The 19217-nt window shown below is 60.9% G+C and carries 18 protein-coding genes; 7 read left to right on the plus strand and 11 right to left on the minus strand.

Annotated elements, in window-relative coordinates:
* Nucleotides 1-9 precede the first annotated feature (9 nt).
* Nucleotides 10-141 carry a cytochrome bd-I oxidase subunit CydX gene (gene cydX, locus G7047_RS03925; protein ID WP_166301013.1) on the plus strand — a complete coding sequence of 44 codons (132 nt, stop codon included), beginning with the start codon at nucleotides 10-12 and terminating at the stop codon, nucleotides 139-141.
* A 221-nt stretch (nucleotides 142-362) separates the two neighbouring features.
* Nucleotides 363-1520 carry an acyltransferase gene (locus tag G7047_RS03930; RefSeq protein ID WP_166301017.1) on the plus strand — a complete coding sequence of 386 codons (1158 nt, stop codon included), beginning with the start codon at nucleotides 363-365 and terminating at the stop codon, nucleotides 1518-1520.
* Between the two features lie 79 nt (nucleotides 1521-1599).
* Here the strand turns inward: G7047_RS03930 and rnk are convergent, their stop codons facing one another.
* Nucleotides 1600-2016: a nucleoside diphosphate kinase regulator gene (rnk, locus tag G7047_RS03935; protein WP_166301020.1), complete on the minus strand. Its 417-nt coding sequence runs from the start codon at nucleotides 2014-2016 to the stop codon at nucleotides 1600-1602.
* Nucleotides 2017-2242: 226 nt separating this feature from the next.
* Here rnk and G7047_RS03940 point away from each other — a divergent pair, with 226 nt between their 5' ends.
* Complete coding sequence (locus tag G7047_RS03940; RefSeq protein ID WP_166301023.1) at nucleotides 2243-3361, plus strand: PA0069 family radical SAM protein; 1119 nt, start codon at nucleotides 2243-2245, stop codon at nucleotides 3359-3361.
* 39 nt (nucleotides 3362-3400) lie between these two features.
* Here G7047_RS03940 and fghA read toward each other — a convergent pair whose 3' ends face one another.
* Entirely contained in the window at nucleotides 3401-4264 is an 864-nt protein-coding gene (fghA, locus tag G7047_RS03945; protein WP_166301026.1) for an S-formylglutathione hydrolase, read from the minus strand.
* Between the two features lie 211 nt (nucleotides 4265-4475).
* Entirely contained in the window at nucleotides 4476-5591 is a 1116-nt protein-coding gene (locus G7047_RS03950) for an S-(hydroxymethyl)glutathione dehydrogenase/class III alcohol dehydrogenase (RefSeq protein WP_166301029.1), read from the minus strand.
* Nucleotides 5592-5787: 196 nt separating this feature from the next.
* Between G7047_RS03950 and G7047_RS03955 the strand changes: the two genes are divergently transcribed.
* Entirely contained in the window at nucleotides 5788-6810 is a 1023-nt protein-coding gene (locus G7047_RS03955) for a GlxA family transcriptional regulator (RefSeq protein WP_166301032.1), read from the plus strand.
* A 79-nt stretch (nucleotides 6811-6889) separates the two neighbouring features.
* Here G7047_RS03955 and G7047_RS03960 read toward each other — a convergent pair whose 3' ends face one another.
* The 8 genes from G7047_RS03960 to G7047_RS03995 form a co-directional block, all read right to left on the minus strand.
* Nucleotides 6890-9946, minus strand: coding sequence for a M66 family metalloprotease (locus G7047_RS03960; RefSeq protein ID WP_166301035.1), 3057 nt, complete (start codon nucleotides 9944-9946; stop codon nucleotides 6890-6892).
* Between the two features lie 231 nt (nucleotides 9947-10177).
* Complete coding sequence (locus G7047_RS03965; protein ID WP_166301039.1) at nucleotides 10178-11482, minus strand: citrate synthase; 1305 nt, start codon at nucleotides 11480-11482, stop codon at nucleotides 10178-10180.
* Between the two features lie 54 nt (nucleotides 11483-11536).
* Nucleotides 11537-11812 (minus strand): succinate dehydrogenase assembly factor 2, encoded by a 276-nt coding sequence (locus G7047_RS03970; RefSeq protein ID WP_166311865.1) that lies wholly within the window; start codon nucleotides 11810-11812, stop codon nucleotides 11537-11539.
* Between the two features lie 5 nt (nucleotides 11813-11817).
* The gene (locus G7047_RS03975; protein ID WP_166301042.1) at nucleotides 11818-12522 is read right to left on the minus strand and encodes a succinate dehydrogenase iron-sulfur subunit; all 705 of its coding nucleotides are present in this window, start codon (nucleotides 12520-12522) and stop codon (nucleotides 11818-11820) included.
* Nucleotides 12523-12552: 30 nt separating this feature from the next.
* The gene (gene sdhA, locus G7047_RS03980; protein ID WP_166301045.1) at nucleotides 12553-14358 is read right to left on the minus strand and encodes a succinate dehydrogenase flavoprotein subunit; all 1806 of its coding nucleotides are present in this window, start codon (nucleotides 14356-14358) and stop codon (nucleotides 12553-12555) included.
* A 32-nt stretch (nucleotides 14359-14390) separates the two neighbouring features.
* Complete coding sequence (sdhD, locus tag G7047_RS03985) at nucleotides 14391-14756, minus strand: succinate dehydrogenase, hydrophobic membrane anchor protein (RefSeq protein ID WP_166301048.1); 366 nt, start codon at nucleotides 14754-14756, stop codon at nucleotides 14391-14393.
* A gap of 45 nt (nucleotides 14757-14801) precedes the next feature.
* Nucleotides 14802-15224 (minus strand): succinate dehydrogenase, cytochrome b556 subunit, encoded by a 423-nt coding sequence (sdhC, locus tag G7047_RS03990; RefSeq protein ID WP_166301051.1) that lies wholly within the window; start codon nucleotides 15222-15224, stop codon nucleotides 14802-14804.
* A gap of 135 nt (nucleotides 15225-15359) precedes the next feature.
* Nucleotides 15360-16148 (minus strand): GntR family transcriptional regulator, encoded by a 789-nt coding sequence (locus tag G7047_RS03995; RefSeq protein WP_166301055.1) that lies wholly within the window; start codon nucleotides 16146-16148, stop codon nucleotides 15360-15362.
* A gap of 215 nt (nucleotides 16149-16363) precedes the next feature.
* On the opposite strand from G7047_RS03995, the gene G7047_RS04000 reads away from it, so the two are divergent.
* Genes G7047_RS04000 through G7047_RS04010 form a run of 3 tightly spaced genes read left to right on the plus strand, consistent with a single transcriptional unit; the run spans nucleotide 16364 to nucleotide 19179 of the window.
* Entirely contained in the window at nucleotides 16364-17350 is a 987-nt protein-coding gene (locus G7047_RS04000) for a malate dehydrogenase (protein WP_166301059.1), read from the plus strand.
* A gap of 24 nt (nucleotides 17351-17374) precedes the next feature.
* Complete coding sequence (tam, locus tag G7047_RS04005; protein WP_166301062.1) at nucleotides 17375-18163, plus strand: trans-aconitate 2-methyltransferase; 789 nt, start codon at nucleotides 17375-17377, stop codon at nucleotides 18161-18163.
* Nucleotides 18160-19179: a CoA ester lyase gene (locus G7047_RS04010; protein WP_166301065.1), complete on the plus strand. Its 1020-nt coding sequence runs from the start codon at nucleotides 18160-18162 to the stop codon at nucleotides 19177-19179. The genes tam and G7047_RS04010 overlap by 4 nt, the downstream gene beginning before the upstream one ends.
* Nucleotides 19180-19217: the final 38 nt, after the last annotated feature.

The raw sequence follows: 19217 nt of genomic DNA on the forward strand, positions 1-19217 counted from the left end.
AAGTTCATCATGTGGTATTTCGCATGGCTTCTGGGCCTGCCGCTGGCGGCATTGTTCGCGGTGCTCAACGCAATGTGGTTCGAGTTGACCGAGGACGAAGTCACCCGGCGCAAGATTCTGGCGCGAACTGAATCCAAGTAAACCAAATTGCGCATTGGCGCGTTGAACAGGGTATCGGCTCGAAGACAGGCCGATACCCCATGCTTTCGGTGTTTTCAGACCGGACCAGGCTGATGGCGCGGGGCGGTGACGAAATGTGGGTTTCGTTGCCATCAGCAGCTTTCTTGCAAAAGGCGGACAATCCCTCCTTTGCCGGGTTGCCCAGTGCTCCTGTCCGGCCGGAACTATAAGAAAACACACCAATGTCTTCCGTAAAGCGAAACGCATCCATTGATTGCATCAAGGGTCTGGCTTGTGCTGCCATCGTCTGGCATCACCTCGCGTTCTACGGCCCCATGTCCAATGTGGCCCACTCCCTGTTGCCTGACACCATCGAATGGCTGAGTGAATACGCTCGCATGGCCGTTCAGATCTTTCTGGTGCTTGGTGGCTATCTGGCCGCTGCAAGCTTGGCTCCCAAGGGCCTTGCAAGGTTCGATAACGCGCCCGAGCAGATCAGCAAGCGATTCATCCGCCTTGTAGTTCCCTATGCCGTAGCGCTGATCGTGGCGGTGCTGCTGTCCGATCTGGTGCGCTCCATCATGGACCATCCCTCGGTTCCTGGCGAACCTACCATTCCGCAGCTCATTGCCAACGCGTTCCTGCTCCAGGACATCGTGGGCGAAGAGGCGCTCTCGGCGGGTGTCTGGTATGTTGCCATCGACTTCCAGCTGTTCGTGATGTCCGTGATGCTGTTCGCGGCCATGCGCACGCTCAAACTCTCCGATCTGGTGCGTGCCCGCATGACGAAGTTGCTTGCGATTGTGGGTGTCTGCGCGTCGCTGCTGTACGCGAATCGAGTGTCCGACTGGGACATGTGGGGCATCTACTTTTGGGGCGCATACGGTCTCGGCATGATGGCGTTCTGGGGCACGCGCTCCAAGCGCTGGACGTTGTGGTTCATGCTGATTGGCGTAATCGGATGCGCCGCGTTGTGGCTCGAATTCCGTGGGCGCATCGCCGTGGCGATGACCGCAGCGCTGGTGCTGATGGTGTTGATGCGCCCCGCGCACGAAGACGGCACCACGCACGCGCAACTGCTGTTTGGCAATCTCGCCAGGCCTTTCGATCCGATCACCTCGCGCCTGCAGAGTCTGGGCCGCATCTCGTACTCGGTGTTTCTGATCCATTTTTCGATCTGCCTGCTGGTGAATGCGGTGGTGTCGGAATGGGTGCCTGACTACCCCATCCTGCATCTGCTCGGCATGGTGGCTGCGTTTGTGCTGTCGGTGCTGGCGGGAAAGTTTTTGTACCTCAAGGTTGAGCAGCATGTGCCCACCTGGTCTACTGCATTGCGCTGGCAACTGAGCCTGATCGGCGCGGGCGGCGGCGTGGCGCTGGCCAGTCACTGGATTGGCTGAATCGCCTTTGCCTTCACCATGAAAAAACCGCAGTCGTTATGTACTGCGGTTTTTTCGTTTGCGGCCGTCCGTTGGACGATCAGCGGTGCAGCTCGCCCGCGCTTTCTGGTTGATAGACGATCTGTTTGACGCGCACCGTCATCGGCTTGCCGCCGGGGCCGGGCCAGGCGAGTTCATCGCCAATCGACAAGCCCAGCAGTGCGCTGCCCACGGGCGCGAAGATCGAGATCTTGTCGGCGCTGCCGTCCATGTCGCGCGGATAGACGAGGCTCAGCACGAATTCCTTGCCGGTCTCCACGATGGCGAACTGCACGATGGAGTTCATCGTGACCACGTTGGGCGGCATTTCTTCGGGTGCGACGATGTCTGCGCGATCCAGCTCGGCCTGTAACTCGGCCTTGCCGGGTAGGGCGCTGGCGGGAATGGCGGCCAGCAGTGCTTCGATGCGGTCCACGTCGAGCGAGGACAGCGTGATGGGTGGTTTGTTGGTGACCATGTCTGAGCCTCCTTGAGTCAGCAGTTTGAAGACGAAAAAAGGTTCCCACTCTATCTGCTAATGGCGCAAAACTCGCAATGTCGCACGGTGGCGGATGGTCAACTGGTTGACTATTTCTTCGTTCCGGGAACAGTTTGTGCCGACCCTGCTGCAAGCAGGTCAAAAGCTTGAATTTGTGGCGAATGGCGGATAAATTGCTGTATAAATAAACAGTAATTTAAACTCCATGAACACTCCTGCACGCAAACCCGAGCCGCCCATCAAGGGCCGAGGCATTGCCACGCAGGTGGTGCATCGCTTCGCCAAGACGCGCACGCGGGAGCTGGAGGACGACGTCTGGTGGGGGGGGGATGAGGATACTGACGTTACCGGTGCCGCGCCCTCCACGCAGGTGATTCTGGAAGAGGCGCGCAGCGCGTTGTCGAGCAATGATTCGCCCGACATCTTCTTCGAGCAGTCGGTCAACCCCTATCGTGGTTGCGAGCATGGCTGCGTGTACTGCTACGCGCGGCCCACGCACAGCTATCTGAATCTGTCGCCGGGGTTGGACTTCGAGACCAAGATCATTGCCAAGCGCAACATCGCTGAGGTGCTGCGCAAGGAGTTGTCATCGCCGTCGCACCGGCCGTCGATCGTGAACATTGGCTCGGCAACGGACTGTTATCAGCCGGTCGAGCGTGAACTCAAACTCACGCGCGGGGTGATGGAGGTGATGCGCGATGCGCGGCATCCGTTTTCGCTGATCACCAAATCGAGCGGCGTGGAGCGCGATCTCGACTTGCTCGCCGAACTGGCGAAAACCAAGCTGGTGGCGGCTTATGTGACTATCACCACACTCGACGCGCAGCTCGCGAGAATTTTGGAGCCACGCGCTGCAGCGCCGTATCGTCGCCTGCGCACCATCCGCGCTCTGGCCGAGGCGGGTGTGCCAGTGGGTGTGAGCGTGGCTCCGCAGATTCCCTTCATCAACGAGGACATGGAACAGGTGCTGGCGGCGGCGAGCGACGCGGGTGCGAAGTCGGCCTTCTACACCGTGCTGCGCTTGCCGTGGGAGCTGAACGACATCATGCGCGAGTGGCTGCAGCAGCATTACCCGGACCGCGCCGCGCGCGTGCTGGCCCGCGTGCAGGATCTGCATGGCGTGGACGAGGCCGCGCGCATGGCGGGGCGCAGCTACGACAGCGATTTCGTCTCGCGCATGAAGGGCTCGGGTATCTGGGCTGACATGCTGCGCCAGCGCTTCAACACGACCTGCGCAAAGCTGGGCCTGAACCGCGAGCGCACCGAACTCGATCTCTCGCAGTACCGGCCCGCGCTGGCAAGGGGGCAGGGCGTGCTGTTTTGAACTGAAAACAGAACCGAACGCGCGGCACCCTCTGCAACTTCACTTCAACTGCGCAGCGTGGTGCTTCAGATGGTCTTCGATGAAAGTCTGGATGAAGTAGTAGCCGTGGTCATAACCCGGCTGATGGCGCAGCGTGAGCGGCTGGCCGGCGTTGGCGCAGGCAGTCTCAAAGGCCTCGGGCAGGAGCTGTTTTTCCATGAGGAATTTGTCGGCCATGCCCTGATCGATGAGGATGCCTGCGGGGTAGGGTGCCAGCTTTTTCGTACCCATCAGTGCGCTTGCATCGTGTGCGGCCCAGGCGGCGGTATCGTCGCCCAGATAGCCCGTGAAGGCTTTCTGGCCCCAGGGGCAGTTCACCGGATTGCTGATCGGCGCAAACGCCGACACGCTCTTGAAAACACCAGGGTGGCGCAGCGCCAGCGTGAGCGCACCATGCCCGCCCATGGAGTGGCCGAAGATGCCGATGCGCGTGGCATCGATGGGCAGCTTGTCGCAGACCATCGGCAGCAGTTCGCTCATCAGATAGCTCTCCATGCGCCAGTGCTTGGCCCACGGCTCGCGCGCCGCGTCGAGATAGAAACCGGCGCCCACGCCAAAGTCCCAGGCATCCGCCTCGCCCGCTACATTCGCGCCACGCGGGCTCGTGTCCGGTGCAATCAGCGCGAGACCAAGCTCCGCAGCCAGACGCTGCGCACCCGCCTTGGTCATGAAGGTCTCTTCGGTGCAGGTCAGCCCTGCGAGATAAAGCAACGCAGGCACCTTCTCGCCCATCAACGCCTTAGGCGGCAGATAGACCGCGAACTTCATCGGTAGCCCGATCTCACGCGACGCATGCTCGTAAAAACGCTGGGCACCGCCAAAACAGGCGTGCGCGTTCTTGAGCTCAAGAGTCAAAGCAGTCATAAAAAATCCAAAACAGGCATGGCTTCCAATATCGGACAACGCAGAGAAAGCCGCGCCTCGTACAAACACCACAATGACAGGACAGGCCTTCAGGCCAGGCGTCTCACGCGCAGACAGTACTCCCGTACGCCAAGCGTGAGCAACGACGCATGAAGGCTTGTCTTGTCACGCCCGCACGACTGACGAATCGAGGCCGCAAGGTCTCAAAAAATCACTCGGCAAAATTGACGACGGAGCGGATGGATTTGCCTTCGTGCATGAGGTCGAAGGCTTCGTTGATTTTCGGGAGCCCCATGGTGTGCGTGACGAACGGCGCGAGTTGAATCTTGCCTTCCATCGCATCCTCCACCATGCCCGGCAGCTGGCTGCGCCCCTTGACCCCGCCAAACGCCGTGCCCAACCACTTGCGGCCCGTCACCAGTTGGAACGGACGGGTCGAGATTTCCTGACCAGCACCAGCCACGCCGATGATCACGCTCTGGCCCCAGCCACGGTGCGCGCATTCCAGCGCGGCGCGCATCACGTTCACGTTGCCGATGCACTCAAAGCTGTGGTCCACGCCCCAGGTCGTCATCTCGACGATCACCTGCTGGATCGGCTTGTCGAAATCCTTGGGGTTGATGCAGTCGGTCGCGCCGAAGGTCTTGGCCAAATCGAACTTGGAGGGGTTGGTGTCGACCGCGATGATGCGGCCGGCCTTGGCCAGCTTGGCACCCTGAATCACCGCCAGACCGATGCCACCGAGGCCGAACACGGCGACGCTGTCACCTTCCTGCACCTTGGCGGTGTTCTTCACCGCGCCGAGGCCGGTGGTCACGCCGCAGCCCAGCAGGCAGACCTGCTCGGGGTTGGCATCAGGGCTGATCTTGGCGAGCGAGACTTCGGCCACCACGGTGTACTCGCTGAAGGTGGAGCAACCCATGTAGTGATAGATCGGCTCGCCGTTGTATGAGAAACGCGTCGTGCCGTCGGGCATCACGCCCTTGCCCTGCGTGGCGCGCACCGATACGCAGAGATTCGTCTTGCCGCTCTTGCAGAACACGCATTCGCCGCACTCGGCGGTGTAGAGCGGGATCACGTGATCGCCGGGCTTCACGCTGGTCACGCCTTCGCCGCATTCCACGACGATGCCCGCGCCTTCGTGGCCAAGCACCGCAGGGAAGATGCCTTCCGGATCGTCGCCGCTCAGCGTGAACGCGTCGGTGTGGCAGACGCCGGTGTGGGTGATCTTGATGAGCACTTCGCCCTTCTTCGGGGGCGCGACGTCGATCTCGACGATCTGCAGGGGTTCTCCGGCTTTGAAGGCAACTGCGGCGCGGGATTTCATGATGGATTCTCCGGAAGAATGTTCGAAATGTGAATCTGAATGGAATGGGCTACTTTAGAACATCGTGCGCGCGAGAAAGCCTGCAATGTCCGTAAGCCAGTGCGATATGTCCGGATTTGAATGGCAAAAGCACTTCAGGACACCGGAAGTTGTCACACCGCTATATTGGTGCGTTTGGATTTTCTGCCGCAATCCCATGGAACATCGTCACGCGGGCGCGCATCGCGTCGATTTGGTCGTTTACCCCGGCTTCAAGGCGCTCGAGGCCATCGGCCCGATGTCGGTCTTCGACTATGCCAATGTGCATCTGCGCGGGCATGGGCGGCCCGATGGCTATGCCGTGCGCATCGTCGCGGCCGAGCGCGGCATGGTGCGTTCGGACACGCTGATGTCGCTCGAGGCCACGTATTCGCTTGATGATGTGGAGCGGGGCGCCGATCCGGGCTGCACGGTGGTGATCGTCGGTTCGCGCCACATCGAGCGTGTGCTGGGTGAATCCGCAGGTCTGGTGCAATGGCTTGGGCGTGTGGGGCCGGAGGTTCAGCGGCTGATCTCGCTGTGCTCGGGTAGTTTCTTTCTCGCCCAGGCAGGCCTGCTGGATGGCCGCCGCGCCGCGACGCACTGGAGTGTTGCGAGCGCTTTGCAGCAGAAATTTCCGCGCGTCGATGTGGATGCCGACGCGATCTATGTGCGCGATGGAGCGCTGTGGACCTCGGCGGGCGTGACGGCGGGTATCGATCTGGCGCTCGCGGTGGTGGAGGAAGACTTCGGTCACGCGCTCGCGCTGGAGGTGGCGCGCGATCTGGTCATGTACCTCAAGCGTCCCGGCGGTCAGTCGCAGTTCAGCGTGCGGCTCGCCAGCCAGTCGACCACGCACCGCAGCGTGCAGAGCCTGCAGCAGTGGATTCTTCAACACCTCGAAGAGCCGCTGCCCATGTCGCGATTGGCCGGGCAGGTGGCGATGAGCGAGCGCCACATGAGCCGGTTGTTCGTGCAGGAATGTGGGCTCACGCCGGTCGCGTTCGTCGAATCGGCCAGATTGGAGCGCGCCAAGCAACTGCTGGAAGAACACCAGAGCCTGCCGCTCAAGACCATCGCGGCGCGCTCGGGGCTGGGGTCGGAGCAGGCACTCAGGCATCTTTTTTCCAAGCAGCTCGGCATCACGCCGAACACCTACCGCGAGCGCTTTGGCCGTCGTGGGGACAAGGCGTCGCTGTGAGCCACGTATTGCAGCAAAAATGAAAAAAGGCCCGACGAATCATCGCCGGGCCTTTCTTCTTCCCCCCTCGTTGTGATGGTCAGCGGCGCTTCACGGCGACGCGCTTGGTCGCGAGTTCGGCCGCTTCAAGCAGGGCGATGTTTTCGTTGCTCAACATGGTCAGCAGCAGGCTGTTGCTGGCGACCAGTCCGCTCCACAGTTGGTTCGCACCGCCAGAGCAGTTGTAGGTAATCAGCTTGTTGGTGTTGTCCGATGTAAGGAAGCCCTGATTCAGGTCCAGACAGCGACCGCCGCGCGAGTAGCGGTTGGCGGTGGTGGTGATCCACGCCTGGCTGTCCTTGGTGGCATCGCATGCGGTGAGTGTGACCTCACTGCTGTTGCCGCCTTGGTCCGTCAGGCACAGACCCAGATCGGAGCGGCTATGGATAGCGCCGCGTGCGTCGAGCACCCACTGATCGTCTGTGCTGCCAGTGCATAGCGCGACGCCCGCAACCCGCACGCTGGTACCGAACTTCTGGATGCAGTAGCCTTTTGCCATCTTCATGGTCTGAGCGGCAGGAATCAACGGCGATTCCGTGAAGCCCAGTTGACGCACGAAGCTCACGAGAGCCGTCTGTGCCTCGGGCACACCGTTGGTCAGATCCTTGGAGTAGCTGTTGATCCAGCGGTTCAGGCGTTGGCCTGTGGTCTGCTGATCGTCGTAGCGTTGCAGTTGCGTGCGTGCGATGGAAGAAAGCTCTCCCGCGTTGTCGCGGTAGCTGTCGAGCAGCGTTCGGTCAGACGTGGTCAGCGTGAGCACGTTCTTGCCCGAGAGCGCCTGCAGCGAGGCGTCCAGAGTCGGCAGTTCGATGGCGCGCAGAGCCGAGTAGCCATATTCCTTGCCGACGATGGCGGGCGCGGGCATGGTGGTCGTGTACTGCGGAATGTCGAGCGTGAACAGTGTTTGGACGACGGCGCCCGGCGTCTGGCATTGCAGTTGCGCCTTGGATGGTTTCTCGGCCTGCGCCAGATTCACGTGCAGCTTGTTGGCGTTGTATGTACCTCCACTGTTCATGCGTTTGCCCGCCACTGCGATGCGCTGTGTGTTGCCGGCGGCGAAGCTCACGTCGAGCCAGCAGTTGCGCGGCTCGGTCGTCATGTTTGAAGCCGTCGGCAGATTGAACACATTGCCCCAGTTGCCACGCAGCGGCGCATAGAGCAGCGCATTGTTGGTCTGCGGGTCGTAGCCGCCGAGGATGGTGATTACCGGCACGCCATACAGGCGCGGCTTGGAGAAGGTCTTGGCCGCGTTGTACCAGACCTCTGGCTGGTTGGTGGGAACCGTCGGGGCCTTGTCTTCCATCGTGCGTGTGGATGCATTCCACATGCGGTAGCCGCTGGTGGCGTCCTTGTCGGGAACGGCCTTGGTCGACAGCGCCGGCTGGATTGCGCGCTTGGTGCTGTAGCCGGTGTAGTGGGTGTATTTGGAGAGCGAGCTTGAGAACGAGCCACCCGCCATCGCGTCGGGTGCGAAGGGGTAGGTCTCGTCCAGTTTGGGTGTGCCACTCAGGCCCCAGCTCACGCTCTCGCGCCACTGGATGCCAGTGCGCATGCGCTTTCGATAACCGATGAAGCCCCAGCCGCTGTCGTGGTGGTGCGCTGACCAGAAATAGTTGTCGCCGTTCTGGCCCGGATAGTGGCCCAGGCCATAGTGGTGACCGATCTCATGACTGAACTCGTTGCCCTGGCTGGTCGCCAGCGTGAGGATGCTGTTGCCACCGCTATAGCCATGCGGCTGTGTGCCGTTGGCATAGACGCCGCGCGCATGGTGAATCGTCACCGTCTGGATCGTCTGCGGCTGATTCTGCGTGACCATGCTGGAGCTGGTCACGCCGTAGTTGGACATGTTGATGCCCACGCTGAAGGTCGACTTGGCGGTGTTCTCGCGCATGTCGCCTTCATACCAGCCGCCGTTGACTGCGCTCTTGGTGTCGTAGATGACGCCGGTGGCGACCATCACTTTTGGCAAAGTGACATCTTCGTAATACGAGGCTGTCAGCTTGGAGACAGGGACTGTCTGGAAATAGTCGGTGGCCGCGTCTTGGGGATGCGAGCGGAACCAGTGATCTGAATCGCTCACGGGCGGGGTCGTCAGCATGCCGAGGCGAATGCTCTGCACGACGAGCTCGCCCGCTCCACCGAAATCAATGGCGTTCGCCAGCAGGCTTCCGGTGCGGTTCTGGCTATCGGCCACACGCAGTTCCATACCGGGTTGTACCCATTGCCATGGCAGCACGCCGGTCCATGCGCGGCGCGAGTACACATAGTCGGGACGGTTGTCGGTGCCTGCGTAATCGGAGCGGAAGATCGCATCCGGATGGCGCAGCGCCAAGGTGCCCATGGTGGCTCCGTTGAGTGTGACCGTGACCTGCATCGATGTGATGCCGGTGAGCGACGGATCAGGTGTGACGAGCACCATCGCTTCGCGAGACATCGTCAGGCGCGGCATCTCCTTGGCTTCATTGCCCGACGGATCGACCGTGTGGTTCTGCGCGAACTGCACCATGCCGGGCAGCGAGCCGCCGAGGTCGTTGCGCACCGTGCGTGTCTTGCCCGTGCTGTCTGTGTCGTAGAAGGCCTTGGCCGACAGTGCCGGAATCAGTGCGCCGGTGGGCTCGGCATACGGCGCGGGAGCCGGTGTGGGCGCTGGCGACGGGGCGGGCTCGGGTGCCGGTGAAGGTGATGGTGACGGCGAGGGAGTTGGGCTGGGCGAGGGGGCTGGTGTTGTGCCGGTGCCGGTATCCGGGCTATTGCCTGAACCGCTTCCGGAACCATTTCCCGAACCCGGGTTGGAGCCTGAGTCCGATCCGTTGCCGGTGCCCGAGCCACTTCCGGATCCATTGTCTGTACCGCTGCCGGAATCGGTTCCGTTGCCAGTTCCCGTGTCCGTTCCGCCATCACCGCCCGTGCCCGTCCCGGTGCCGGGCCAGGTGCCGCCGGTACCTCCTTCGCCGATGTCGGGATTGGGCGAGGGAGCAGGGGTTGTGGGGTTGGTCCAAGCGTTGTCGCTGGTGCTGGAGGAGCCGCCACCACAGGCGGACAAGGCTGCGACGCTGAGAAGCAGCACCGAGAGGTGTTGCATACGCGAACTGTTCATGGAGTTGTTACCTTGATTCAAGCCGAAAGACTGGCTGTACGAATCAATAGAAGCACCATTCATGCCAAATTGTTAACCAAGTGGTGAAATTGTTATTTTTGAAACAGACAGCAGGATGCGATGTGGACAAAGAAAAAGCCCAGTGGCGTGGGCCACTGGGCTTTTGTGGATCAGAAGATCCGGACTGCCGGACTGCCGGACTGCCGGACTGCCGGACTGCCGGAAAGCGGATTAGCGCTTTGCAGGCACGTCGCGACGGACGGAGCCGGTGTACAGCTGGCGTGGACGGCCGATCTTGTACTCGGGGTCGCTGATCATTTCGTTCAGCTGGGCGATCCAGCCGACGGTGCGTGCCAGAGCGAAGATGCCGGTGAACAGGTTCACTGGAATGCCGATGGCGCGTTGCACGATGCCGGAGTAGAAGTCGACGTTCGGGTACAGCTTGCGCGACACGAAGTATTCGTCTTCCAGAGCGATCTTTTCCAATTCCTTGGCGAGCTTGAACAGGGGATCGTTTTCCAGACCCAGGGCGGCCAGAACTTCGTTGCAAGTCTCTTGCATCAGCTTGGCGCGTGGGTCGTAGTTCTTGTAGACGCGGTGACCGAAGCCCATCAGCTTCACGCCGGACGTCTTGTCCTTGACCTTTTCCATGAACTCGCCGACCTTGGCGACGCCGCCCATGCGCTGGATGTCTTCCAGCATGTTCAGGCAGGCTTCGTTCGCACCGCCGTGAGCGGGGCCCCACAGGCAGGCCACGCCAGCGGCAATGGCTGCAAACGGGTTGGTGCCCGACGAGCCGCACAGACGCACGGTCGAGGTCGACGCGTTCTGTTCGTGGTCAGCGTGCAGGATGAAGATGCGGTCCATGGCGCGTTCGATGACCGGGTTCACCTTGTACTCTTCGCAAGGGTTGCCGAACATCATGCGCAGGAAATTGCCTGCGTAGGACAGGTTGTTCTGTGGGTACTGGTAAGGCTGACCCACACCGTACTTGTATGCCATCGACACCAGAGTAGGCATCTTGGCGATCAGGCGGATGGCCGAGATCTGACGGTGCTCTGGGTTGTTGATGTCGGTGCTGTCGTGATAGAAGGCCGACAGACCACCCACCAGACCGGTCAGCACAGCCATCGGATGTGCGTCACGACGGAAGCCGCGCAGGAAGAACTGCATCTGCTCGTTGACCATGGTGTGGTTGGTGACGAGCTTTTCGAAGTCGGCCTTTTGCGTTGCATCGGGCAGCTCGCCGTTCAGCAGCAGGTAGCAGGTTTCGAGGTAGTTGCAGTTGGTGGCCAACTGCTCAATGGGGTAGCCGCGGTACAGCAGTTCACCCTTGTCGCCGTCGATGTAGGTGATGGCCGACTGGCAGGACGCCGTGGACAGGAAGCCCGGGTCATACGTGAACATGTCGGTCTGAGCATACAGCTTGCGGATGTCGATCACGTCCGGGCCGATGGTGCCTTGGTACACGGGGAGCTCGACGCTCGGGCTGCCGTTGCTGAACGATAGCGTCGCTTTGTTGTCTGCCAGTTTCATTTCCAGTTCCTTCAATAATTAACCTACATCTGTGTGCAGGATCTGCACTCCGCGTCAGGCACGCGGGCGTAGTTGCTCCAGCACTGATCGGATTTCATCCGTGGCAAGGTCTCCTTCGGGCTCCTTGCGGCGAAGCAAGAGGTCCAGCAGATCGTTGTCGGAGAGATCCATCAGCACTGAAATTCCACGCGCCTGGCTTGCGGTCAGGCGCGACCCGTAGGTGGCAAAGAAGCGTTCGATGAACAGATCGTTCTCCACCAGACCACGGCGCGAGCGCCAGCGCAGCAGCGAAACTTCGCGTTCATCGAGCAATGTGTCTTCTTGTGCCATGGTCATCAGATGGCTCGGCGAACCATCAGTTCCTTGATCTTGCCAATCGCGACGGTCGGGTTCAGGTGCTTGGGGCACACATCGACGCAGTTCATGATGGTGTGGCAACGGAAGAGGCGGTATGGATCTTCCAGGTTGTCCAGACGCGATTCGGTGGCAGTGTCGCGGCTGTCGGCGATGAAGCGGTAAGCCTGCAGCAGACCGGCAGGGCCCACGAACTTGTCGGGGTTCCACCAGAACGACGGGCAGCTCGTCGAGCAGCTTGCGCACAGAATGCACTCGTACAGACCGTTGAGCTCTTCGCGCTCTTCGGGCGACTGCAGGCGTTCCTTGCTGGCGGACGTGTAGATGTCGCTTTGCAGGTACGGCTTGATCGAGTGGTACTGCTTGAAGAACTGCGTCATGTCCACGATCAGATCGCGGATCACTGGCAGGCCTGGCAGCGGCTTCAGAACGATGTCGCCCGTAAGGGTCTTCATGTTTGTCAGGCAGGCAAGGCCATTCTTGCCGTTGATGTTCATCGCGTCCGAGCCGCACACGCCTTCGCGGCACGAACGACGGAACGAGATCGAGGGATCGAGTTCCTTGAGCTTGACCAGTGCATCCAGCAGCATGCGCTCATGGCCGTCGAGCTCCAGCTCCACGGTTTGCATGTAGGGCTTGGAATCCTTATCGGGATCGTAGCGGTAGATTTTGAAAGTACGCTTCATTTTTTGAATCTCTTCTCGTGGGCTGCTGGATTAGAACGTGCGGACCTTGGGAGGCACGCTCTCCACTGTCAGGGGCTTCAGGTTCACTGGCTTGTAGTACAGGCTGTTGTCGCTGCTGTTCCACAGGGTGTGCTTGAGCCATTCCTTGTCGTTGCGGCCCAGAGGGAAGTTTGGATCGTCAGCGGGATGCTCGTAGTCATACACAGTGTGCGCGCCGCGGCATTCGTGGCGTGCGGCGGCGGAGGTCATGGTGGCCTGAGCGACTTCGATCAGGTTGTCCACTTCCAGCGCTTCCATGCGGGCCGTGTTCCACACCTTGGACTTGTCCTTGAGTGTGACGTTGCCCACGCGCTCGCGGATGGCGTTGATCTTCTCGACGCCTTCGTCCATGCTCTTTTGCGTGCGGAACACACCGGCGTGCGTCTGCATTGCGGAGCGGATGTCGCCAGCGATGTCCTGGGCGTAGGTGCCTTCCTTGGAATCATCGAGCTGGTTGAGGCGGGCCAGAGTGCGCTCGGAAGCGTCGGCAGGCACTTGGTGATGGTCACCGAAACCGTTGACGAACTGAACGATGTGCTTGCCGGCAGCCTTGCCGAACACCAGCAGGTCGAGCAGCGAGTTGGTGCCCAGACGGTTCGCACCGTGCACCGACACGCAGGAACATTCGCCCACGGCGTAGAGGCCGTTGACCACTTGGTTTTGCTGACCGTCCCACACCACGACCTGGCCGTTGATGTTGGTCGGAATGCCGCCCATCTGGTAGTGAATCGTTGGCACCACAGGAATCGGCTCCTTGGTGATGTCGACGTTGGCGAAGTTGTGGCCGATTTCTTCCACGGAAGGCAGGCGCTTGCGGATGGTCTCGGCACCGAGGTGGTCGAGCTTCATCAGGATGTAGTCCTTGTTCGGGCCGCAGCCGCGACCTTCCTTGATTTCCTGGTCCATCGAGCGCGACACGAAGTCACGTGGAGCCAAATCCTTCAGGGTAGGAGCGTAACGCTCCATGAAGCGCTCACCTTCGCTGTTCAGCAAAATAGCGCCTTCGCCGCGGCAGCCTTCGGTCAGCAGCACGCCCGCACCCGCCACGCCGGTGGGGTGGAACTGCCAGAATTCCATGTCCTGCAGAGGAATGCCAGCGCGAGCCGCCATGCCAAGACCGTCGCCAGTGTTGATGAAGGCGTTGGTCGATGCCTGGAAGATACGGCCAGCACCGCCGGTCGCCAGCAGCACGGACTTGGCGTGCAGTTCGTACAGGTCGCCGGTTTCGAGCTCGATGGCGGTCACGCCGACCACGTCGCCCTGCGCATTGCGCAGCAGGTCCAGAGCCATCCACTCCACGAAGAAGTTGGTCTTGGACTTGACGTTCTGTTGATACAGCGTGTGCAGCATGGCGTGACCGGTGCGGTCAGCGGCGGCGCAGGCGCGCTGCACAGGCTTTTCACCATAGTTGGCGGTGTGGCCGCCGAACGGACGCTGATAGATCGTGCCATCAGGGTTGCGGTCGAAAGGCATGCCGAAGTGTTCGAGTTCGATCACGACGTTCGGTGCTTCACGGCACATGAACTCGATGGCGTCCTGGTCGCCCAGCCAGTCGGAGCCCTTGATGGTGTCGTAGAAGTGGTAGTGCCAGTTGTCATCGGACATGTTGCCGAGCGATGCGGACACGCCGCCCTGGGCTGCCACGGTGTGCGAACGGGTCGGGAACACCTTGGACAGCGAGGCCACGGACAGACCCGCACGAGACAGCTCCAGCGCCGCGCGCAGGCCGGAACCGCCAGCGCCGACGATCACGACGTCAAACTTGCGCTTGGTGATATTTGCTTTGGAATAGCTCATTCTTTTCTTTCAATCGCGGAGACGTGTCTCGATTACAGACGCCACAGGACCTGGAAACCCCAGCCTGCGCAGCCCACCAACCAGACAATGGTGAAAACATTCAGGACCAGACGCAGGCCGGTGGCCGGCACATAGTCCATCCACACATCGCGCACGCCAACCCATGCGTGCCACACGAGTGACACGATCACGCCAAAAGTCAGGAACTTCATCCACTGAGGGGCGAACACGCCTGCCCAGGCTTCATAGCCGATGGGGCCGGAGATCATTAGAACGCGTGCGAGCAGCACGACGGTGAACAGTGCCATCAGCACGGCGGTGCCACGCTGGACCAGCCAGTCGCGGATACCGTAGTGCGCACCAACTACGATGCGCTTGGAGCCGTAATTCACGGACATGGTTCTTTTTCCTTATCGTGAGGAGAAGTGAGGAGAGATGGCCGATCAGTACAGGCCGAACAGCTTGGCGCCCAGAGCCACGGTCAGCACGAGGCTGATGGCAAAGCAGACCAGAGCGGAAGACTTGCCGAATTCCTTGTTCACCATGTGATGATTCATGTCCATCAGCAGGTGGCGAACGCCGGCGCAGAAGTGATGCAGGTAACCCCAGATGAGACCCAGGCAGACCAGCTTGGCCAGCCAGCCCCAGGAACCCTGGAAGACCGAGGTGAAGTCGCCGTACGAAATTTCGGACGACAGGGATTTGTCGAACATCCAGATGATGAACGGCAGCAAAAAGAACAGGATCATGCCGCTCACGCGATGCAGGATCGACAGGATGCCGGCAGGCGGCAGGCGATAAGACGGGAGGTCCGTGAATACGTTGATATTGCGGAACTCAGGCCGCTTTTTAGCTTGCTCAGTCATGTCTGGATTTGCTTTCGTGGATGTAACTGCGTTGTAATCGCGGATGCGGACAACCCAAAATTCTATTGCAACCCAATGTCACCGGGTTGTGGGGAATGCTTATTCCATAGTCGGGCGTTGCTGTAAACCCTGTTGTCAGCTTAACGAATTGTGATAGTGATGTGTGTCAGTTCTATAGAGTGCGCGTCGTAACTCCATTGGAACATCGTTGTAGGTGAACGCGAGCCGCTCTACGGAAAGTAGAGGGGTCTGCTGCGTCACCAGCAGCAGATTGGCCTGCTCGTCATCAGGGACAATCGCGCGGATTTTTTCTTCGGCACGCACCATGCGCACACCGTAATCGAGCTCGAACATCGCGTAGGTGGGGCCTTGGTACTCGGCCATCTGCTCGGCGGTCAGGCCCTTGAAGGCCTGTCCGGGCAGCCAGATGTCCTCGAGAATGGTCGGCACGCCCGCAAACGAGAGAATGCGGCGAGCCTGGATCACCGGATCGCCAGTGCGCAGCTGCAGCGCCCGCGCGATCTCCACCGACGCACGGCTGCGCTTGCATTCGAGGATGGTGCGCTGGGCGGGGCCTTCCTCGCGGGCGTCGCCCACATCGGGCATGAGCTTCAGGAAACGGTACTGCACCTGGCGTTCGGCGTGAGTGGCCACAAACGTGCCCTTGCCCTGGCGGCGCATCAGCAGGTTCTCGGCGGCCAACTCATCGATGGCCTTGCGCACGGTGCCCTGGCTCACGCGAAAGCGCGCCGCGAGGTCCATTTCGCTCGGAATGACCTCGCCGGGCTTCCATTCACCGTGCTGCAGGCTGTGCAGGATCAGTCCCTTGATCTGCTGATACAGCGGGCTGAATGCGGGAGTCGCGCCACCGCCTCCCGCTTGGGTTGCGGATGAGAGAGGGGAGGGGGTGGGGTTGGAGGACATTGCCGCAGGGCCGGATCGAGGGATCGATGGGGTAATCAAAGTGAAACGTTCACCTGTCATCATATCTTATATAAGACATAAGACAAATTGACCCTGTTCAGAAATCAGCGGTACACTCTTGGTCTGTGATTGCGGGTCACGGGCTGCTGTTGTTTTGAGCGGAGTCAAGTGAACCCTGGCACCAACACTGTCCTCATTTTTTTGGAGTTTTTCACATGAGCAAGAAGCCCGTTCGTGTTGCCGTTACCGGCGCCGCAGGTCAAATCGGTTACGCCCTGTTGTTCCGCATCGCTTCCGGCGAAATGCTGGGCAAGGACCAGCCAGTCATCCTCCAACTGCTCGAAATTCCCGACGAAAAGGCTCAGAACGCGCTGAAGGGCGTGATCATGGAGCTGGAAGACTGCGCATTCCCTCTGCTGGCTGGCATCGAAGCCCACAGCGACCCGCTGCAGGCCTTCAAGGACACCGACTACGCTCTGCTGGTGGGTGCCCGTCCACGTGGTCCAGGCATGGAACGTGCCGACCTGCTGGCTGCCAACGCACAGATTTTCACGGCTCAGGGCAAGGCCCTGAACGCTGCTGCTTCGCGCAATGTGAAGGTTCTGGTGGTCGGCAACCCCGCCAACACCAACGCCTACATCGCCATGAAGTCGGCTCCTGACCTGCCAGCGAAGAACTTCACCGCCATGCTGCGTCTGGACCACAACCGCGCTGCTTCGCAACTGGCTGCCAAGGCCAGCTTCGCCGTCGGCGACATCCGCAAGTTGACCGTGTGGGGCAACCACTCGCCAACGATGTACGCTGACTACCGTTTCGCAACGGTTGATGGCAAGTCGGTCAAGGACATGATCAACGACCAAGAGTGGAACAAGGACGTGTTCCTGCCAACCGTCGGCAAGCGTGGCGCCGCGATCATCGCTGCTCGCGGCCTGTCGTCGGCTGCTTCGGCTGCCAATGCTGCCATCGACCACATGCGTGACTGGGCTCTGGGCTCGGGCGGCGAATGGGTCACCATGGGCGTGCCTTCGAACGGCGAATACGGCATTCCTGCCGGCATCGTGTTCGGCTTCCCCGTCACCACTGAAAACGGTGAGTACAAGATCGTTACCGGTCTGGAAATCGACGCATTCTCGCAAGAGTGCATCAACAAGACGCTGGCTGAGCTGCAAGGCGAACAAGACGGCGTGAAGCACCTGCTGTAATCCACAGGTAACCACAGTCCACTCATGCAAGACTGGAACCCCCAGCTCTACAGCCGCTACGAGGACGAGCGCACGCGCCCGGCCCGTGAGTTGCTGGCGCGCGTGCCCCAGAGCGATCCATCCCTCGTGGTGGATCTGGGCTGCGGGCCGGGGAATTCCACCGAGCTGCTGGTCGCACGCTTTCCAAAGGCCCGTGCGATCGGCGTGGACAACTCCAAAGCCATGCTGGAGAGCGCTGCAAAGCGGCTCCCCGGCGTGGGCTTTGTGGCCGCAGACATCAAGGATTGGGTGCCGGAGACCTCTTCAGGATCGGCACCCAATCTCATTTATGCCAATGCCGCGCTGCAATGGGTGGGTGATCACGAAACGCTGATCCCGCGCCTGTTCCGTGCGCTCGCGCCCGGTGGCGTCCTGGCCATCCAGATGCCGGACAACCGCGCCGAGCCCACGCACCGCAACATGCGCGAGCTGGCCGCCGAATCGCCTTACAACGAGGCCATTGGCGATGTGAGCAAGCTGCGCACCGAGCTGCTCAGCATTCAAGAGTATTACGACCTGCTGGCCCACGATGCCGCGCAGGTGGATGTCTGGCACACCGTGTACCAGCATCCGATGGAGTCCGCAGCAGCCATCGTGGAATGGGTGCGCAGCACCGGACTCAAACCTTTTGTCGATCCGCTTTCCGACGACTTGCGAGCCGAGTTTCTTGCGAGTTACGAAAAACGCGTCGATGCTGAATATCCCGTGCGCAGCGACGGTAAGCGATTGCTGGCCTTCCCGCGCATGTTCATTGTTGCCCAGCGCCCCGTATGACGACGCCTGCCGCCAAAGCCCATCCCGCTACTGTCCTGCTCGGAGCGCAGGCCGGGCAGCAACACATTCCCGTTTGTGATCACTACAGCGGCGTTGAAGTCCGCATGCGCAAGAGTCTGCAACTGCAGGACGAGATGCGCGCCGAGTTCGGCCATGTGGTGTTCGACGTGACGCTCGACTGCGAAGATGGCGCGCCCGTCGGCCTTGAGCGCGAACACGCGAAGCTGGTAGCGCAACTGGCCCGTGAAGCGCAGCCCGGCGCCCGTGTCGCCGCACGCGTGCACACCGTCGACCATGCCGCGTTCGCCAACGACATCGCCACGATTGCGGGCGAAGCGGGCGACAGGCTCTGCCACATCATGCTTCCCAAGGTGGAGTCGTTCGAAGACGTCGAGATCGCCGCCCGCGCGCTCGACGCGGCCGGAGCGAAGCACCTGCCGCTGCATGCGCTGATCGAATCGCCCGCAGCCGTGCACCGTGCCTTCGACATTGCCTCGCATCCGCGCATCCAGAGCCTGAGCTTCGGCCTGATGGACTTTGTCTCCGCGCATGGTGGTGCGATTCCTTCTGCTGGCATGACGTCGGCGGGGCAGTTCGAACACCCGCTGGTCGTGCGCGCCAAGCTAGAGATCTCGTCGGCCTGTCATGCGCATGGCAAGGTGCCGTCGCACTGCGTGGTCACTGAGTTCAGCAACCCCGACGCCATGCAGGCTGCAGCCCGCAAGGCCAATCGCGAGTTCGGTTACACGCGCATGTGGAGCATTCATCCGGCGCAGATTCGCCCGATTCTGGCGGCGCTTGCGCCCGATGAGGTCGAGATCGAACGTGCCGGACGCATCATTTCTGCCGCCGTGGCTGCTGACTGGGCTCCCATCAGCGAAGACGGCGTTCTGCACGATCGTGCGAGCTACCGTTATTTTTGGCAGGTGCTCGAGCGTGCTCACCAGACCGGGCGCCCTGTGCCGTTGGATGTGCGCCAATGGTTTGTTACGGGTGATGGGGCCGTTGAAGCATAAATCGGTTATTTTTAATGTTTGGTTCCCATCAACTCATT

Origin of the sequence: Diaphorobacter sp. HDW4A (genome assembly GCF_011305995.1) — a bacterium.
Lineage (GTDB): Bacteria > Pseudomonadota > Gammaproteobacteria > Burkholderiales > Burkholderiaceae_C > Diaphorobacter_A.

Excerpts from the sequence above, each read along its gene's own strand:
- sdhD (WP_166301048.1), bottom strand. The coding sequence starts at position 14,756 with ATGTCCGTGAATTACGGCTCCAAGCGCATCGTAGTTGGTGCGCACTAC.
- G7047_RS03950 (WP_166301029.1), bottom strand. The coding sequence starts at position 5,591 with ATGAAATCCCGCGCCGCAGTTGCCTTCAAAGCCGGAGAACCCCTGCAG.
- sdhA (WP_166301045.1), bottom strand. The coding sequence starts at position 14,358 with ATGAGCTATTCCAAAGCAAATATCACCAAGCGCAAGTTTGACGTCGTG.
- G7047_RS03940 (WP_166301023.1), top strand. The coding sequence starts at position 2,243 with ATGAACACTCCTGCACGCAAACCCGAGCCGCCCATCAAGGGCCGAGGC.
- G7047_RS03930 (WP_166301017.1), top strand. The coding sequence starts at position 363 with ATGTCTTCCGTAAAGCGAAACGCATCCATTGATTGCATCAAGGGTCTG.
- G7047_RS03970 (WP_166311865.1), bottom strand. The coding sequence starts at position 11,812 with ATGGCACAAGAAGACACATTGCTCGATGAACGCGAAGTTTCGCTGCTG.
- G7047_RS03975 (WP_166301042.1), bottom strand. The coding sequence starts at position 12,522 with ATGAAGCGTACTTTCAAAATCTACCGCTACGATCCCGATAAGGATTCC.
- G7047_RS04010 (WP_166301065.1), top strand. The coding sequence starts at position 18,160 with ATGACGACGCCTGCCGCCAAAGCCCATCCCGCTACTGTCCTGCTCGGA.
- cydX (WP_166301013.1), top strand. The coding sequence starts at position 10 with ATGTGGTATTTCGCATGGCTTCTGGGCCTGCCGCTGGCGGCATTGTTC.
- rnk (WP_166301020.1), bottom strand. The coding sequence starts at position 2,016 with ATGGTCACCAACAAACCACCCATCACGCTGTCCTCGCTCGACGTGGAC.
- G7047_RS03960 (WP_166301035.1), bottom strand. The coding sequence starts at position 9,946 with ATGAACAGTTCGCGTATGCAACACCTCTCGGTGCTGCTTCTCAGCGTC.
- G7047_RS03955 (WP_166301032.1), top strand. The coding sequence starts at position 5,788 with ATGGAACATCGTCACGCGGGCGCGCATCGCGTCGATTTGGTCGTTTAC.
- fghA (WP_166301026.1), bottom strand. The coding sequence starts at position 4,264 with ATGACTGCTTTGACTCTTGAGCTCAAGAACGCGCACGCCTGTTTTGGC.
- G7047_RS04000 (WP_166301059.1), top strand. The coding sequence starts at position 16,364 with ATGAGCAAGAAGCCCGTTCGTGTTGCCGTTACCGGCGCCGCAGGTCAA.
- G7047_RS03995 (WP_166301055.1), bottom strand. The coding sequence starts at position 16,148 with ATGTCCTCCAACCCCACCCCCTCCCCTCTCTCATCCGCAACCCAAGCG.
- tam (WP_166301062.1), top strand. The coding sequence starts at position 17,375 with ATGCAAGACTGGAACCCCCAGCTCTACAGCCGCTACGAGGACGAGCGC.
- G7047_RS03965 (WP_166301039.1), bottom strand. The coding sequence starts at position 11,482 with ATGAAACTGGCAGACAACAAAGCGACGCTATCGTTCAGCAACGGCAGC.
- sdhC (WP_166301051.1), bottom strand. The coding sequence starts at position 15,224 with ATGACTGAGCAAGCTAAAAAGCGGCCTGAGTTCCGCAATATCAACGTA.